The sequence below is a fragment of the Flavobacterium panici genome (assembly GCF_024499525.1).
In the GTDB taxonomy this organism is placed as follows: Bacteria; Bacteroidota; Bacteroidia; order Flavobacteriales; family Flavobacteriaceae; genus Flavobacterium; species Flavobacterium panici.
This window is the reverse complement of record NZ_CP100437.1, coordinates 4,193,411-4,209,273: the sequence shown is the minus strand read 5'-3', so window position 1 is coordinate 4,209,273 and position 15,863 is coordinate 4,193,411. Positions and strand designations below refer to the sequence as shown.

The following is a 15,863-nucleotide window of genomic DNA, read 5'->3' as shown; positions in this document are numbered from 1 at the left end:
AGTTAAAAAAGTAGTGTTCATCCTTCCGGCTCACAATCAATCACTGCATTTCACTTTCTTCACAAACTATAGTTCAAAATCATTCTATCCATTTCAACTGCAGAAGATCCCAGCCATCCCTTCCCGCCGTCGGCCCGAATAAAATAAAATATCCTTATTGCTTTCAGAAGGTACATACCTTTAAAGAAAGAAAAAAGGAAAAACAAATACTCTTTAATAATTAAAAGCCTTAAATGTAAGATACTGACGGATGCTGCCGGTTCCCTGAACTTTTAAAAATATTATTTCAATCTCAGCTTTACTTTCAGAATTTTATCTGGTTGCAGATTATAATCTGCAACCGCTTTGCAGGAAATTTTAAAAAGGAAACCACAGCAGTTTTGTACATTTAACTGTTTGTTTTTTTTACTACGTATTGATTATTTAAAACTAAAATGCAATAGCATATTTAATCCATACGTTTACATACTCTAACTTATTAATATGCAGAACATGAAACAGGAATTACCAAAACGGAGCCGGCTGTCTTTTAATTCAGAAAAATATAAACGCCTTAAATTTTAAACTGATTTTTCAATCGCGGCATATCTATTTAAACTCATTCAAAATATAGTGCCTATACGGCTAAAGGCACCAAAATTTAAATGGAGGCTAAACATGGAGTTCCACTATGCTGCGTATTGAAAATTTAATATGCCCAATATTATAAAGGGTTTAATTTACAGAACAAATAAATGGTAATCAGCATGTCTTTGCTTAGGATATTTACAGTCCCCGGGGATACAAATACTTATGGCGCTTATAATCACAGATCATTTTTAATTTTTAATCCAAGAGAGCCTTTTCATTATAGATCTGCAGACTGTTTGTAAACAAAATCCAAACAATCCCTTCCTCAACGGCCAGAATAAAAATACAAAAAACCTTCCCTTTAATTAGAAAACACATAGTTTTAAGAAAAAAAAGAATTATTTTTTATTAAAGCCCATATGAAAGAATCCATACTTACCTACAATTATATATTAACAGCTGCTTAAAAATGTCCCAATCTAAAGCCATCATATTTTTTCGTGTTTTTTCATACAAAAAAAAAAACAAATCACAACAAATTATGATTAATTTTATAGTATCATGACGTAAATTCGTATCTGGATGAATATATTATTAGAAAACATTAAAATTCTGGCAGAAAATGAAAATATATCCATTTCAAAACTTGAACAGGAAATGGGTTCAAGCCAGGCTGTTTTATCCCGTGCTATTGCAAAAAACACCGATATACAAGCCAAATGGATTTTGAAAATTGCTGCAAAATATCCTCAATACAGCTGCGACTGGCTGCTCAAAAGAGAAGGACCGATGCTTAAGGAAACGATTCAAAATTCAGACATCTACAGGTTGCTATTAGAGAGTGCAGAAAATTTTAAAGTTTTAGCAGCAAGCCAGCAGCAGACCATAGAAAATCTGCATAAAATAATCTCCTATCTGGAAAAACAGATTCAAGCTGATAAGCAGGAATAGAACCATGAATGAACTGCAGAGAATTAAAATAGCCTTAAAAACCCTAATGAGCCTCGGTACTGCCAAAAACCAGCAGGAAATAGGCCGGCTGATGGGCTATTCCAGCAAATCTTCCTTTTCGCAGGTGTTAAACGGTAAGGTTAATTTACCTGCTGATTTCATTAACAGGTTGTGTGAACTAAATATACTGCTTGATAAAGAATGGCTTACAACCGGAAATGGGAATGTTTTAAAAAACAGCTGTAAAGGCATTGAGAAAAAAAACAAATACCTGTCGCTTATAACAGCAGAAGACTTAACAGCTTACATCTGTGGCAGTACAACTGTTTCTAGTAATAACCAACAATTTTTAATCCCGGTTTTTGAAGACGCAGATTATTTAATTATCATAAGAGACTCCTCGATGCATCCCAATTACCAGAATGGAGATATTGCCGCCTGTAAGCATCTGCCTGCAGGTACTTTATTTCAATGGAACAAAGTGTATGTTATTTTAAGTACTAAACTGGGTGTACTGATCAAACGGGTGTGCAGGTCTGATAATGATAATTTTATTGCACTTGTAAGCGATAATAAAGATTACGATACGTTTGAAATACCAAAATCTGAACTACTTGCGGCATCCATTGTAACTGGCATAATCAGAGTTGAATAGCAGTTTTCATTCGTTTTACAATACAGGAATACTTATTGTATCTTACAAAAGAAAGATACAAATAGATAAAATCTTTAAATTACATGTAATGAATGATATAACGAAAAGATTTTTAATTGTTTATGAATACCTAAAGAAGGCAGATATCATTTCAAATCCTACCAAATTCGCCCTGGAATTAAAAATCAGTACTTCTTTAATAACAGAAATCTGCAAAGAAAGAACCAATGCAGGAATGCTTCCAATACATAATTTATTGGTAAAATATAAAGATATAGATCCTAATTGGTTATTAACAGGTACAGGATCAATGTTAAAAGTCGGTGATAAGAACCATAATATGAATTATAAAGAACTAGCCGAAGCAAGACTTGAAATTATAAAGCTTAAAAATGAAAAAATTGATCAACTTTATAATGAAATTAAAAAATTGAAAGGTTGTAACTAATTCTTCCACTTACTCCAGTATGAGAGACTTTAGTGAATTTGACCTTTGAATTTCATTAAAAAAATAATCTCTCAAAAGGCTTTTTCTGCTTTTAGCTGAAAACCAATCTAACAAAATGCATGCAGTATATTTTGTTATAAAAAAAACTAAAAATCAAATTGTTATCAGTTTATGGCAGGAAAATATAAAAAATATGACCATCTTTTTAAAAAAAATGCTGTGCTGCTAAGTTATGAAAAAGATAGTCTTAAAGAGTTTTCAGAAGAAATTGGTATACTTCCATGTCTTCTAACGAGATGGCGTAAAGAATATCAGGAATTTGGAGCTGGAAGTTTTCAAGGGTCTGGCTATGCACGCGTACATCCCAAAAACAAACTTTTTTTTGAACTAAAAAAAAAATCTAAAGAATCAGAACTCAGATTTGAAATTTTAAAAAATGCATCTCTTTATCTTTATAAAGGAAATATAGTAATCTATCAGTTCATAAAACAAAACGAACACAAATATTCTATATTGAAAATGTGTGAAATTTTAGAAGTAGGCTATGGCAGATACAATAGATGGAAAAACAATGGAATTTCGCAAAAACAACAACAATTAGCTTTATTAAAAAAGGAACTAACCTCTATATTTTATAGTTTTAAAAAACAGCAAGGGAAAGTACCAATTACTAAAGAACTAAATAGCAGGGGATATAAAATATGTGAAGGACATGTATCATTTTATATGAAACAGCTGGGATTGCGTAGAATCGCCAAAAAAAAATTTAAGGTAACAACTAATTCAAATCATTCACATTATATAGCTCCAAATGTTTTAAATCAAAAGTTTAAGACAGACGGCCCTTCAAAAGTATGGGTTTCAGACATCACCTACATACAAACAAAAAGAGGCTTTTCGTATTTAACCATTATTATGGACTTATATGATAGAAAAATAATTGGCTGGAATCTGAGTTCTAGACTTTCCACTCAGAAAACTACTTTACCCGCCTGGGAAATGGCTGTTATTAATCGTAAAGTTTCAAATGGTTTAATATTTCACTCGGACAGAGGAGTTCAGTATGCCAATAAAGTCTTTAGTAATAGACTTAGTTCTTTTAATTGTATTAGAAGTATGAGTCGCAAAGGTAATCATTTGGATAACGCTATTTCCGAGGCTTTCTTTAGTTCATTTAAAAGAGAGCTGTTAAATCGCAAAGATCAACTGCTTTCTACGAAACAGATGAAAGCTGAAGTATTTGAATTTATTGAAGAGTGGTATAATAAAGAGAGAATACATACAGCATTGAACTATAAAACTATAGAGCAGTTTAATAATATTAACAATTAGTGTTGCACATGAATGGAATTAGAAAAAAATATAGTCGATTTTTTAAAGAAAAAGCAGTTCTACTAAGTTATGAAAGAAATTGTTTAACAAAGCTGGAAGAAGAACTGAAAATATACCCTGGTGCTTTAAGCAAATGGAGACAAAAATATGAGAGATTTGGAAGAGAGCATTTTCTAGGAATTGCACCGTTAAAATTAAAATTTGTTGGACATAAAAAAACTCTTGAGCTTGCAAACAAAGTCAAAAGATCAAATTTAAAGTTTGAAATTTTAAAAAATGCATCCACTTATATGTACCAGGGAAAATCGGCGATTTATTATTTCATGGCAGACAATGAAAAAAAATATTCAATTAGAATTATGGCAGAAGCTCTAAATTTAGACAGAACTGCCTATAGCAAATGGAAAAATCAGCTTTTTTCGAAAACACAAATAAGAAAAATTGTAATACAGAAAGAAATTGCCTCAATATTTTTTGCTCGTAAACAACGATATGGCAGTGAACGGATTGCAGTAGAGCTGCAAAATTCAGGATATGATATATCAGCAAGAACTGTTAGAAAATATATGAGAGAATTAAATTTATCTAGCAAAGTAAAAAAGAATTAATTGGTAACACTTATTAGACATAATAATCTATACTTTTAATATGGAAAGAACCCTTCTATCGCTTTATCATAAGGTTTTTTTTGAGAATAGTATTATGATATTTAGAAAAATAATTAGTTTTATAAATAAAACGTTATATTTACATCCTAAAAATAACAGCAGTAAAAAACAATTTGATTCACTAATAAACAATAAGTTAATTAAAAATTTAGTAGTTTTAATTCCATGGCAACATCGTGGCATAATAGATTATAAATTTGAAAAAATGCAGTATAAGCAAGGGTTTCAAGCCTAAGGTTCGAATCCTGCTCTCCTCATCCCTTAGTAAATACACATAATTCCTAATAATTAGATTAAAGCGGTTTAAAACTCTAATATCCCAACCAAATTTTGATTTGAATATTCTCCAAATTATTATATAATTTTACTAAAAACTAACTCGTTCTCATTAGATACCACCAAATTTTATTTTAGGGAATTTTATAAAAATCTATAATATCTTAATAAATTAAAATATAAATAGGTTTTAACATTTTTTAACGTTTAACCCCTACGATACATACAAACCGATTCTAAGTAAAAATTTAAAATAATTATCTTACAAATTCACTTGAAAATAAGCTAATTTCTTTAAATCGTTCATAAAATGGTTTGTAAATTGTTCAGTAAGGGTCACAAAGCCAAATGGCGCCAATTGAAGACAATTGGCGCCATTTTTTTATTTAACCCTTATCAATAAATGAGTTTGACTCGTTTTTGCTTTATTTTCTTCATAAAGAAACAAACTTCAGAAAAACAGTATTTATATGAAAAACAAGATAAATTTAAATTTTAGCGTTCGATAACTTAACAGGATTCGAACACTAAGAACAGAGCTGAAATTAAGTTTTACATTTTCAAAATTTGATAATTTCCTGTCTTCCCTTATCAATCTTTTTCAAGAAAAAAAGCCAGCAGTCTAAAACACGCTGCCGGCTTTAAAAATTATCTTAATTTCAAAAAAAATATTTTCTCTCTTCTTACATCTTTTCAATACTAGGAGGAATCAATTTATACATCACGGGCGTTACAATTCGTGATAATATTGTAGAACTGATTAAACCGCCAATTAACACAATTGCCAATGGTGCAATCAAAGGATTTGAGTTTAATGCAATCGGAATCAAACCGCAGATTGCAGTAATTGAAGTCAGCACTACAGGCAGAAAACGCGTTTCTCCTGCAATTGCAATAGCTTCATCAATTGAATATCCTTCCTGTCTTAGCTGATTGGTAAAATCTACCAGCAGCAAAGAGTTCTTTACCTGAATTCCCGAAAGACCGATAAAACCGATTATAGCAACTAAAGACATCGGACTTCCATTGAGAAGCAATAATAACACACCACCCAAAATTCCCAGCGGAATAATAGATAATACAATAATAATTCCTTTAAAAGTTTTAAACTGCAGCAGTAAAACCGCCACAAACAAAAAGGTACTCAAAATAATTACGGCCAAAAAATTACCGCCCAGCGCATCGCCTTCGGATTCTTTTTCACCTGATAATTTATAGTAATATCCTTTTGGCATTTTCAATTGATCCAGTTTTGGAACTATGTGTGTCAATAAATCATTGGCATAATACCCTTTTGCCGATAAAGCGGTTACTTTTGAAAAGCGTGATTTATTAAAATGGTTAATCGCCGTTGGAGAAGTTTCAAACGAAATTTCAGCAATCTGGTTTAGGGCAATCGGAGTTCCCTGAAGATTATTTACGTACAAGTTTTTCAAAGCGTCAAGGTTCGAAAATTTATCTCGGGGCAATGTCAGCGTAACATTTCTGGCATCTTCCCTATCATCTATATAATCACCGACTGTTAATCCTGCTACCGAAAGACGGATTACCTTATCTACATCGCTGGTCAATACGCCCAATGTTCTGGCTTTTTCTTTATTGATTTTAACTTTAACATCAGTTTTATACGTATTCAGTTCATTGTTGATATAAACAGTTCCTTCCTGCTTTCTCAGAATAGTTTCTACCTGTGAGGAAAGCTTGCGTAACACTTCCTGATCTTCACCAAATAATCTTACGACAATATTAGCTTCTAATGGTGTTCCCTGTTCAAAATCTTTGACCTCCACTTTTGCGTAAGGCATTGTTTTAAATTTATTTCGAAGTTCTTCAATCAAGGCTGTTTTCTCTGATGGTTTAGCTTCATCTTCGAGCTGGACAAAAATCTGCGCAAAATCGGGTTTTCTGTCCTGGGGATGCACATTGTAATAAATCTGCGGATTTCCTTTACCAACGTTCGAAGTGTAATACACAATTTCCTTATGATTTTTAAGCTCTGCTTCTACAATTTTGGTCACACGGTCACTTTCTGAAATATTGGCCTGAAGGGGCATTTTTATATTGATAAGAAACATCGGTTTTTCTGAAGTTGGAAATAATTTAAAACCTGTTACTTTAAACAATCCAAAAGCAGTGATGCTTAAAACTATAGAAATAGCAATAGTTGTTCTAGGATATTTTAATGCTTTGGGCATAATATCACGATACGCTCTGGTCAGGAATTTTTGCAGATATTGAAGAAAAATATTTCCTCCCGCATGATCGTGCGTTTTTAAAAATCGGCTTCCTAAAAACGGCACCAATGTTAAAGCTACAATCATCGATGCCAGTACACTGGTAATAACTGCCATTGGAAGACTTCTGATAAATTCTCCCGAAACATCCGGCAGGAAAGCCAGCGGTAAAAATGCAATTACAAGTGTTGCAGTACAGCCTACAACGGCAATTCCGATTTGTTTGGTACCTTTAAGGACTGCATCCATTTTAGAATGTCCTTCCCGCAGCCATCGCTCTATGTTTTCGACTACCACAATACTGTCATCCACCAACAATCCTAAAGCTACCACAAGACCAACAATACTCAACTGATTTAAAGAAAAGCCAAAAGCATTCATTGCAATTAATCCCAATGCGAGGGATAACGGAATGGAAATCATCACAATTCCCGAAGCTCTTAAACCTAATGGAAGTAATGTCACAATTACCAAAACAATTGCCAGCGTAAAATCAAAACCTAAATGTCCCAAACGCTGCGATACCATATTCGCCTGATCGAAGTTTTTTACTAATTTGATGTTTGAGGGTAATTCTTTAGAAAATTCATCTACAATTGGCAGGAATTCTTTCTGCACATCTGTAATGTTTACATTGTCTTTCATACCAGCTGTAACCAGTACACATCGGTGTCCGTTGATGCGGGTAATATGATCGACAACTTGCGACTTATAGCCTACTTCGGCTACATCTTTCATATAGATTATTTTACCGTTAGCATTGTAAATTACTGTATTGGATACGTCATCCGCATTTTTAAATTTACCGCTGGTTTTTACATTAAATACCTTGCTGCCTAAATCAATACTTCCTCCCGGAATATCCGCTGCTTCGCTCTGCAGGCTTCCCATGACCACGTTTAACGGAATTTTTAATTGTGCCAGTTTTTCAAGCTGTAAATCGATACGAATTTCCTGCTCTGGAATTCCCGCATACTTTACATCTTTCAGATTGGTGATTTTTTCAATTTTAGATTTAAGTTTATCTGCTTCATCACGAAGTTTTTTATCAGATGCATTTTCTGAAACCAACGCTAATTGAAGGATTTTCACATCAGAAGAAGCAATTTTTTCGGTCTTTATCTGATAAATATCTTTTGGAAGCTCGCTGTTTTTAAGGGCATTCATTTCCGTAGAAATCTCCTGATATTTATTGTCAACATCTACTCCGTATTTAAATTTTACCTGAAAAGCTGCAACACCGTCTTCTACTGTGGTTAATATTTTTTCGATGTTTTCGAGTCCGTAAATTTTATTCTCGATTGGTTTTACAACCTGCTCCTCCATATCTTTTGGACTTGTCCCGGGATAGATTACCGTAATTAAATATTGCGGCGGATGTGTTGAAGGATCTTCCGCCCTGGGCATGGTAAACAACGTAAGATACCCTACCACAGCAACCAGCAGAAAGATAATCAGTGTAAACTGATAATTTTTAACAGCAAAGTTTGTTATTTTCATAATACTGATTATTTAATGATCTTGATAGTTGATTGTTCGTTGAGATAAGCACTGTTGGAGATCACAATCTGATCTGTTTTCTGAAGACCTTCTTTTATGAATACTTTATTGTTCTCAAATTTATTAATGGTCACGGACTGGCGTTTTACTTTGTTGTTTTCCACAATAAAAACAAACGCTTTATTTCCGTCAGCTTCAATAAGCGAATTGTACGGAATGATGATGAAATCTTCTGATTGTTCTGCCTTTATTTCGGCTTTTCCAAACATTCCCACCGCTGGTTTACTTTTTTTAAGGCTCAGTTTTAATTCGACTTGAAAGGAGCCCAATGCCGCATCTGCCGCCTGCGATTTTCTAAAAATAAAGGCATCGAATTTTTCATCAGGATAACCGTCAAGCGTCACAGTGGCTTTCTGCCCTACTTTTACCGCGGCCCATTGTTTGTCTGTCAATCCTACTTTTAGCAGATAATTATTGTTTTGGATGGTTTCATTTATGGCCAGAATTGGCGATCCTACGCCAACTACTTCTCCTTCGTTTGCTATTTTTTTCGAAACAAAACCATCTGCAACAGCATAAATTTTAGAATAACGTGCATTAAAAGCCACTGCATCTTTCTGCTTTTTAGCAATGTCAAGACCCGTTTTGGTATTCTGAAGCTGTTCTAATGTATACACACTGTCTTTGTACAAATTGCTTGCTCGTTTATAATCACGCTCGTACTTTTTGAGATTCAAATCGGTTTGGTTCAATCCTGCATTAATCTCTGTTTCGTCTAATGATGCCAGAAGCTGGCCTTTCTTAAAAAACTGGCCTTCTTCAACATAAATACGACTGATGACCCCTCCTATTTTAAATCCATAATTGGCCTGATTTTCTGTTGTTACTAAACCTGATGCGCTTATGGTATTGTTAAGAGCAAAAGATTCGACCGGAGCTGTTTTAATCGGGATGACATCCGCGCTTTCAAAGGGCGAATTTTCCTTTTTTTCTTCTTTACAGGCGTAAAAAAGCGTTAAAGCAAGCAATATAATCAACCCTTTTTTGGAGGCTGCGATATGTTTTTTTAGATAATTGTGAATCGTTAATTTCATGTTTTTTATTTTTAGTTAAAAGTAAAAGTGGCGTTGGCTCTTTCTAATTCTGCAAAAGCAATCCAGGAGTTATAAAGCGAAATATTAGTGTTAAGCTGCGCATTTACCCATTGGTTCTGTGCATCCAGCAGTTCTATATATATTGCCTGACCTTCCTTGTATAATTTGGTAATGTCGTCATTGTATTTTTTGGCCGACTGTTTTTGATTTTTATCAGCATAAAATTGCTCTAAAGCCGATTTTAGATTGTTCTGTGAAACCTGAAACTGAAGCAGTAACTGCTGTTTTACATTATCAGTTTGTGAAATGATTTTTTTACTGTCTTCTTCAACTTGTTTCAGCTTCCATTTGTTTTTGTTTCCCGAAAAAATATTCCACTCCAGCCCCACTCCGGCAAAATAATAGCGTGAGTTTTTATCTGCTTCAAAATCAAAATCCTGAATTCCGAAATCGGCAAAACCACTTACTTTTGGCAGCCAGTACGATTTGTTTAGTTTGCTTACATTTTCGTTTATTTCTTTTGCCTGAGTGAGCTTTTGCAACTCCTCTCTATTTTGGGTATTTTCTGAAAGTACTTCTATTGACGGTGCTTCACTCTGATCAGTTTCTATTGCGGTATCAAGTTTTTGATTCAATAAAAAATTAAAATATGATCTTGCATTATTACTGGTTTGTCGGGCGGTTTCTAAATTCGCCTGAATGCGGATTACCTCATTTTCACTTCGTAAAACTGCAGTCCGGTTTATTTTTTCATTTTTAAATAAAGCCTGATTTACCCTTTGGTTTTCTTTTACCAAAGCCAGGGCATCTTCATAAATCTTAATTCCTTCAACCGACTGCAGGTATTTGTAATAGGCAATTTTAATTTCCTTTACTAACTCTCTTTGATAGATTTCGAGTTCTATTTTTTGAAGCGTCGTCTGCTGGGTTTTTATTCTTTTATTATAAATAATTTCAAAATTCAGCAATGGCATCGTGGTATGAATTTTAGCATCATAAAAATTATCCGGATTTATCAAGACCGACTGATTTTCTAACATTGGAAAAGCGTTAGAATTGGTAATCTGATTTAAAGTACTATACACCGGATTCAGCATATCTCCAATTGGAATATCGATTGTCCTTCCACCTTCTGCTTTGGTGTAACTTCCGTTTAGGGAAACTGTTGGATAAAATAAAGCTCGTGCTTCTTTTAAGGCATACATGCTTTTACTAATGTCAAAATTATGCTGCCTGATTACTTCGTTATTTTTTAAGCCGGTCTGTATATAAGTTTCCAGCTTGTTCTGTGCATACCCTAAATATCCTAGACAGAGTACTGCAAAAGTTAGTTTAATTTTCATTTATTGTACATTGTTTATTATTTGAACACTGTTCATTTTTTTGAGCAAAAAAATTTTTAAAGCTTTTCTATCATTTTTAAATATTCATTATATCCGTCATACAAAATGGTATCGGGATTCGTAAAATTTACATTTTTAATTCTCTGGTGAATTTCCAGACAGCACATACCATGTACCAAACTCCAAACCATAAATGCCAGCGGCTCTACATTATGGCCTTTAAAATAACCTTTGTTAATACATTCTTCAATAGTTTTTTTAACTAATCCAAATGCTGTACATCCTTCGTCCCAATCTTCATTCTCGGAGTCTTTCAGGAATTCTATTGGAGCTTTTAGATTAAACATCAAATCGTACATTTCAGAATTTTCGATGGCAAATTTGATATAGGCAAATCCCATTTTCTTTAATCTTTCCTTCGGATCTTCTATAGTATATAACTCCATAAAATAACTATCTAATTCCTGAAAACCTATTGTATGAAGATCATGGAGAATATCATTTTTATCTTTAAAATAAACATAAACAGTGCCTACACTGTAATTAATTTCTTCAGCAATGTTTCTTATGGTAGTATGTTCAATTCCTTTTTCAACAAAAAGCTTTTTAGCACCTTTTAATATCAGGGCTTTTAAAGCTTCTTTTTCTTTTGCTTTTCTATCAATTGTACTCATACTTATTTTTATTCAAGGCTTGCGGCAGACAAAGATATAAAATAAAATGAACATTGTTCATTTTTTATTCAGTTAAATATTTTTATACCAATTAAGATTGCAATCTGTCCGTAATACCTTTATGATTCAATAACTTGTAAGCTAACTTTGGTAAAAATCTATTTAACAGATAAATCGTTTTTGTATCGCCAACACGAATAGTGTACGTATTGTCTTTTAATCCTTTTATCAAAGCATCAATTAGCACATCTGGTGTTATCGATTTACCTTCCATTCCCTCAGACATATTTGTTTTTACCAACGGCGGCAATAATTCAAATATTTTTATTCTGCTTCCAATTATCTGTAAATGATTGTCTCTTTTTTTATACGCTAACATATAGATTTTTCAAGCCTTTACAGCCTAATAATTGTAGTTCGATTTTTTCACAAGAAATTCTTAGTCTGTTTGAAATAAACAGTCTTCAAGTGGTGCTATAAGAGAATTAATCGAAGCTCAACGATGGTTAGAAATCCCGTTAAGGATATAGGATTTTTTTCTCTTTTGGTTTATCGTAATTTTTTGATACTAAATACAATAATTCCAAAATAATTTTAGTTTCCATCTCATCTGCCTGAGTATCATTATTTTGACACAATCGCTTTTTTCATTTTGTCAGTCAGCTTATCTATAAAAGCCTGTTTATCTTTCTTGATTTCTTTTAAAAATTCAATGTGATGCTCAGAAAGCATAAAATACTTTTCGCCCCAGATATACATCTCGATTAATACCGGAAGCAGATCAATACCCTTCTCAGAGAGTTGATATAAAAATTTCACTTTGCTTTCGGGGTGATCCAGCTTTACAATGATCCCTGCGTCTTCAAGAGTTGATAATCTTGTGGCAAGGATGTTAGTCGCAATTTTTTCATCCGATTTTAGAAAATCACCATAAGTGCACTTCTTATAATACATCAGATCTCGAACAATTAAAAGTGACCATTTATCTCCTAACAAATCAAGTGAACTGCTCACTGGACAGCCCGACCTTTTTTTAATTTCTTTCATTATCATTTCAACTACTTGCATTTTGCAAGTAAATTTAATTATATTTGTGCTTTCAATTTGCAAGTAAAATTACAAAAAATTAACCAAAACAACTAAATTATGATTTTTACCACACACAAAATTACAAATGGATACTGGAAAATCAGTTTCAACAATCCTCCTATTAACATGTTTGATACCGAATTTTCTAAACAGTTAATGACCGTGATGGACGAACTGGAGTCAAATCAAAATCTAAAAGTTGTAGTATTTGAGAGTGAAAATCCAGACTTTTTTGTTGCTCATGTCGAGTTGCTAAATGTTGGAGACTTTCCAAAAGGAACCGGAAAAACAGGCCTTTCTATAGCTTGGCCAGATATTGCACGCAGACTGGAACTTGCCCCTTTTGTAACCATAGCTTCCATCCGTGGCCGTGCCAGAGGACTTGGAAGTGAATTTGCACAAGCATTTGATATACGCTTCGCCAGCAGGGAAAACGCATTCTTGGCTCAGGTAGAAATAGGGATCGGTTCATTTCCTGGTGGCGGAGGACTTGAACGCCTGCATCTGCTTACAGGACGCAGCCGAGCTCTTGAAATTATTTTAAGCGGTAACGATTATGACGCAGATACGGCCGCTTTCTACGGCTGGATAAACCGATCAATTCCAGACGCTGAACTGGATGAATATGTTGAAAAATTTGCAAAGCGCATAGATTCATTTGACAAAAAACCAATTGCTGCCATAAAGCAAATCATGAACCAAAGAGCCAAACTTCCTTCAAACGAAGAAATTTTAGACACACAGGTTAAATTCTTTGCTTCACTCGAGGAGCCTGAAGCGCGTGGCCGTATTAAAAGCTTATTTGAAAACGGACTTCAGCAGAATGGTGATCTGGAACTAAATCTTGCTGATAACATCTAAAAAATATGAAAGCATACATCTTACCTAAATACGGCAAAACAGAAAAATTATTACTCAGCGAAGTAAAAATACCTGAAATTGGAGATTATGAGGTATTGGTAGAAATTCATGCTGCCAGCATCAACCAGCTGGACTTAAAAATAAAAAACGGGGATTTCAAGCTAATCCTTCCTTATCAATTACCTTTAATATTAGGTCATGATATTGCAGGAATAGTAGTAGAAACCGGTTCTAAAGTCAGTCGCTTTAAAATTGGAGACCAGATTTTTGGACGAGCAGCCGATTTTCATATCGGTTCCTTCGCGGAATATATTGCTGTTAATGAAAATGATCTGGCAGTAAAACCTATAAATATATCAATGGAGCAGGCAGCATCAATTCCATTGGTCGGACTAACTGTATGGCAGACATTCGTCGAAAAAGCGAAACTTCGTAAAGGCCAAAAAGTTTTTATTCAAGCAGGTTCTGGCGGAGTTGGTACAATAGCAATTCAGTTTGCCAAACATCTTGGGGCATTTGTCGCCACGACAGCCAGCGAAAAGAATTTTGACATGCTGAAAGCCCTTGGAGCTGATATTATAATAGATTACAAAAAGGATAACTTTGAAAATATTCTTAAAGATTATGATGTGGTACTTAACAGCCAGGATGTTAAAACACTTGAAAAATCATTGACAATTTTAAAACCGGGAGGCAGTATTATCTCAATTTCTGGACCTCCAACTCCAGAGTTTGCAAAATCAATAGGCGCATCAGCAATAATACGATTCATTATTTGGCTGACCAGCCTGAAAATCCGTAATAGGGCTAAAAATTTAAATGTTAATTATTCCTTTTTATTCATGAAGGCGAACGGAAGACAACTCGAACAAATAAGTAGTTTACTAGAATCTAAAGCAATTAAACCAGTTGTGGATAAAATTTTTCCTTTTGAGCAGACCAATGATGCTTTTAATTATCTGGAAAGCGGACATGCAAAAGGAAAGGTTGTGGTAAAAGTAAAATAATAGTGTTATGGAGTTGCCTCAGTTTTTGACGCAATTATAAATTGGAGTTGCCTCCATTTTTTGCCATAAAAAGTTAATCCGGTTTTTTAAAAAGATATTATACGTCAAAATTTTGTAGCAGAATCATGGCACATCATAATGAGAAAACCTGTACCTCAGCAATATAAAGGGTTTCTAAAAAAGGCTCTAATGGCGGAGCGATTTGTTTTTTTAAACTAAATTATGCATTACCATTTTTTTCATGATTAAATTTTGAAAAAATACAAGTGACGCTTTGCGATAAATTCCAGAAGGAAATGTAATAGTTGCTTCACGAGTAATATTTTTACTTTCAATTGGGACCGCAACAAGTTCCGGAAAATGAAACAAGGAAGTATCCATTAATATGGTACACCACTTTTTTGAATTAACCAGATCCAATAAACTGTGAATATCATTGATTTCTATTTTTGCTTTTAATTGCATATTATTTTTTAGAAGTGTTTCGTCCAGAAAATTCCTGATGCTGTAACTTTGCGAAGGCAGCACTAAAGGTAATTCCGCAATTTTTTGAAATGTGATTTTTTTAAGCTTACTCCACGGATGTGATGTATGAAGAATCAATGAAAGATTCGCAGAGAAAAGACGCATCACATCAAGCTGATTATCCTCAGACGAAGGCATAAATGAAAGCATACAGTCAATTTCGTACGAGCGTATTTTTTGCATTAAATCTGATGTAGAACCCAATACAATCTGGATCTGAATATCGGGAAATTCCTCATTAAATTCCGTCGCTGATTGCAACAGTAAATTTACAAGACCATAAGTCGATCCAATAATTATTTTTCCTGTCTTAAGGTTATTCAAATCCATTAAAACCTGTTTTGCTTCTTCTGCCTGTCGAATCGTTCTTCGCGCATATTCAAGCATTATTTCTCCTGATTCTGTCAGTTTAACTCTCCTCCCTATTCTATCAAAAAGAAGAACATTTAGTGACGTTTCTAATTCTTTTATCTGATGTGATAATGTACTTTGAGTAATATATAGATCATCGGCTGCCTGAGTGAAATTTAAAAGTTCTGCCGCGCGGACAAAGTATTTTAATTGACGAAGTTCCATCTTTTCTAATTTTTTTATAAAAATACTATTATAAATCGAAAATTTCGATCGTTTACATCT

15 protein-coding genes are annotated in these 15,863 nt (G+C 33.6%); 8 read left to right on the top strand and 7 right to left on the bottom strand.

The features are described from left to right. Window positions 1-1,152: 1,152 nt before the first annotated feature. From NLJ00_RS17700 to NLJ00_RS17675, 6 genes are all read left to right on the top strand, one after another. Window positions 1,153-1,521 carry a hypothetical protein gene (locus tag NLJ00_RS17700; RefSeq protein ID WP_256634795.1) on the top strand — a complete coding sequence of 123 codons (369 nt, stop codon included), beginning with the start codon at window positions 1,153-1,155 and terminating at the stop codon, window positions 1,519-1,521. Window positions 1,522-1,525: 4 nt separating this feature from the next. Continuing rightward, the gene (locus NLJ00_RS17695; protein WP_256634794.1) at window positions 1,526-2,176 is read left to right on the top strand and encodes a S24 family peptidase; all 651 of its coding nucleotides are present in this window, start codon (window positions 1,526-1,528) and stop codon (window positions 2,174-2,176) included. Window positions 2,177-2,264: 88 nt separating this feature from the next. Continuing rightward, on the top strand, window positions 2,265-2,624 hold the full coding sequence (locus NLJ00_RS17690) for a peptide chain release factor 1 (protein WP_256634793.1): 360 nt from the start codon (window positions 2,265-2,267) through the stop codon (window positions 2,622-2,624). Between the two features lie 171 nt (window positions 2,625-2,795). Beyond that, window positions 2,796-3,956 carry an IS3 family transposase gene (locus NLJ00_RS17685; protein ID WP_256634792.1) on the top strand — a complete coding sequence of 387 codons (1,161 nt, stop codon included), beginning with the start codon at window positions 2,796-2,798 and terminating at the stop codon, window positions 3,954-3,956. A gap of 8 nt (window positions 3,957-3,964) precedes the next feature. After that, a complete protein-coding gene (locus tag NLJ00_RS17680) occupies window positions 3,965-4,564 on the top strand; it encodes an IS3 family transposase (protein WP_256634791.1) in 600 nt (199 codons plus the stop codon). Between the two features lie 40 nt (window positions 4,565-4,604). Continuing rightward, window positions 4,605-4,859: a hypothetical protein gene (locus tag NLJ00_RS17675; protein WP_256634790.1), complete on the top strand. Its 255-nt coding sequence runs from the start codon at window positions 4,605-4,607 to the stop codon at window positions 4,857-4,859. A 724-nt stretch (window positions 4,860-5,583) separates the two neighbouring features. On the opposite strand, the gene NLJ00_RS17670 is transcribed toward NLJ00_RS17675, so the two are convergent. The 6 genes from NLJ00_RS17670 to NLJ00_RS17645 form a co-directional block, all read right to left on the bottom strand. Further along, window positions 5,584-8,634, bottom strand: coding sequence for an efflux RND transporter permease subunit (locus NLJ00_RS17670; RefSeq protein WP_256634789.1), 3,051 nt, complete (start codon window positions 8,632-8,634; stop codon window positions 5,584-5,586). An 8-nt stretch (window positions 8,635-8,642) separates the two neighbouring features. Further along, window positions 8,643-9,728, bottom strand: a complete 1,086-nt coding sequence (locus NLJ00_RS17665) for an efflux RND transporter periplasmic adaptor subunit (protein ID WP_256634788.1) — start codon at window positions 9,726-9,728, stop codon at window positions 8,643-8,645. Window positions 9,729-9,739: 11 nt separating this feature from the next. Further along, window positions 9,740-11,071, bottom strand: coding sequence for a TolC family protein (locus tag NLJ00_RS17660; protein ID WP_256634787.1), 1,332 nt, complete (start codon window positions 11,069-11,071; stop codon window positions 9,740-9,742). A gap of 56 nt (window positions 11,072-11,127) precedes the next feature. Beyond that, the gene (locus tag NLJ00_RS17655) at window positions 11,128-11,745 is read right to left on the bottom strand and encodes a TetR/AcrR family transcriptional regulator (protein ID WP_229350995.1); all 618 of its coding nucleotides are present in this window, start codon (window positions 11,743-11,745) and stop codon (window positions 11,128-11,130) included. A 91-nt stretch (window positions 11,746-11,836) separates the two neighbouring features. After that, window positions 11,837-12,124: a Rossmann-fold NAD(P)-binding domain-containing protein gene (locus NLJ00_RS17650; RefSeq protein WP_256634786.1), complete on the bottom strand. Its 288-nt coding sequence runs from the start codon at window positions 12,122-12,124 to the stop codon at window positions 11,837-11,839. A gap of 245 nt (window positions 12,125-12,369) precedes the next feature. Then, window positions 12,370-12,813, bottom strand: coding sequence for a winged helix-turn-helix transcriptional regulator (locus NLJ00_RS17645; RefSeq protein ID WP_256634785.1), 444 nt, complete (start codon window positions 12,811-12,813; stop codon window positions 12,370-12,372). A gap of 78 nt (window positions 12,814-12,891) precedes the next feature. On the opposite strand from NLJ00_RS17645, the gene NLJ00_RS17640 reads away from it, so the two are divergent. Both NLJ00_RS17640 and NLJ00_RS17635 read left to right on the top strand, forming a co-directional pair. Further along, window positions 12,892-13,695 carry an enoyl-CoA hydratase/isomerase family protein gene (locus NLJ00_RS17640; RefSeq protein WP_256634784.1) on the top strand — a complete coding sequence of 268 codons (804 nt, stop codon included), beginning with the start codon at window positions 12,892-12,894 and terminating at the stop codon, window positions 13,693-13,695. A 5-nt stretch (window positions 13,696-13,700) separates the two neighbouring features. Beyond that, the gene (locus tag NLJ00_RS17635) at window positions 13,701-14,702 is read left to right on the top strand and encodes an NADP-dependent oxidoreductase (RefSeq protein ID WP_256634783.1); all 1,002 of its coding nucleotides are present in this window, start codon (window positions 13,701-13,703) and stop codon (window positions 14,700-14,702) included. Window positions 14,703-14,912: 210 nt separating this feature from the next. On the opposite strand, the gene NLJ00_RS17630 is transcribed toward NLJ00_RS17635, so the two are convergent. Beyond that, window positions 14,913-15,803: a LysR family transcriptional regulator gene (locus tag NLJ00_RS17630; RefSeq protein ID WP_180860256.1), complete on the bottom strand. Its 891-nt coding sequence runs from the start codon at window positions 15,801-15,803 to the stop codon at window positions 14,913-14,915. Window positions 15,804-15,863: the final 60 nt, after the last annotated feature.

Coding starts and splice junctions, on each gene's coding strand:
- NLJ00_RS17650 (WP_256634786.1), bottom strand. CDS start 12,124: ATGTTAGCGTATAAAAAAAGAGACAATCATTTACAGATAATTGGAAGC.
- NLJ00_RS17630 (WP_180860256.1), bottom strand. CDS start 15,803: ATGGAACTTCGTCAATTAAAATACTTTGTCCGCGCGGCAGAACTTTTA.
- NLJ00_RS17670 (WP_256634789.1), bottom strand. CDS start 8,634: ATGAAAATAACAAACTTTGCTGTTAAAAATTATCAGTTTACACTGATT.
- NLJ00_RS17665 (WP_256634788.1), bottom strand. CDS start 9,728: ATGAAATTAACGATTCACAATTATCTAAAAAAACATATCGCAGCCTCC.
- NLJ00_RS17675 (WP_256634790.1), top strand. CDS start 4,605: ATGGAAAGAACCCTTCTATCGCTTTATCATAAGGTTTTTTTTGAGAAT.
- NLJ00_RS17685 (WP_256634792.1), top strand. CDS start 2,796: ATGGCAGGAAAATATAAAAAATATGACCATCTTTTTAAAAAAAATGCT.
- NLJ00_RS17690 (WP_256634793.1), top strand. CDS start 2,265: ATGAATGATATAACGAAAAGATTTTTAATTGTTTATGAATACCTAAAG.
- NLJ00_RS17700 (WP_256634795.1), top strand. CDS start 1,153: ATGAATATATTATTAGAAAACATTAAAATTCTGGCAGAAAATGAAAAT.
- NLJ00_RS17645 (WP_256634785.1), bottom strand. CDS start 12,813: ATGCAAGTAGTTGAAATGATAATGAAAGAAATTAAAAAAAGGTCGGGC.
- NLJ00_RS17680 (WP_256634791.1), top strand. CDS start 3,965: ATGAATGGAATTAGAAAAAAATATAGTCGATTTTTTAAAGAAAAAGCA.
- NLJ00_RS17695 (WP_256634794.1), top strand. CDS start 1,526: ATGAATGAACTGCAGAGAATTAAAATAGCCTTAAAAACCCTAATGAGC.
- NLJ00_RS17655 (WP_229350995.1), bottom strand. CDS start 11,745: ATGAGTACAATTGATAGAAAAGCAAAAGAAAAAGAAGCTTTAAAAGCC.
- NLJ00_RS17660 (WP_256634787.1), bottom strand. CDS start 11,071: ATGAAAATTAAACTAACTTTTGCAGTACTCTGTCTAGGATATTTAGGG.
- NLJ00_RS17635 (WP_256634783.1), top strand. CDS start 13,701: ATGAAAGCATACATCTTACCTAAATACGGCAAAACAGAAAAATTATTA.
- NLJ00_RS17640 (WP_256634784.1), top strand. CDS start 12,892: ATGATTTTTACCACACACAAAATTACAAATGGATACTGGAAAATCAGT.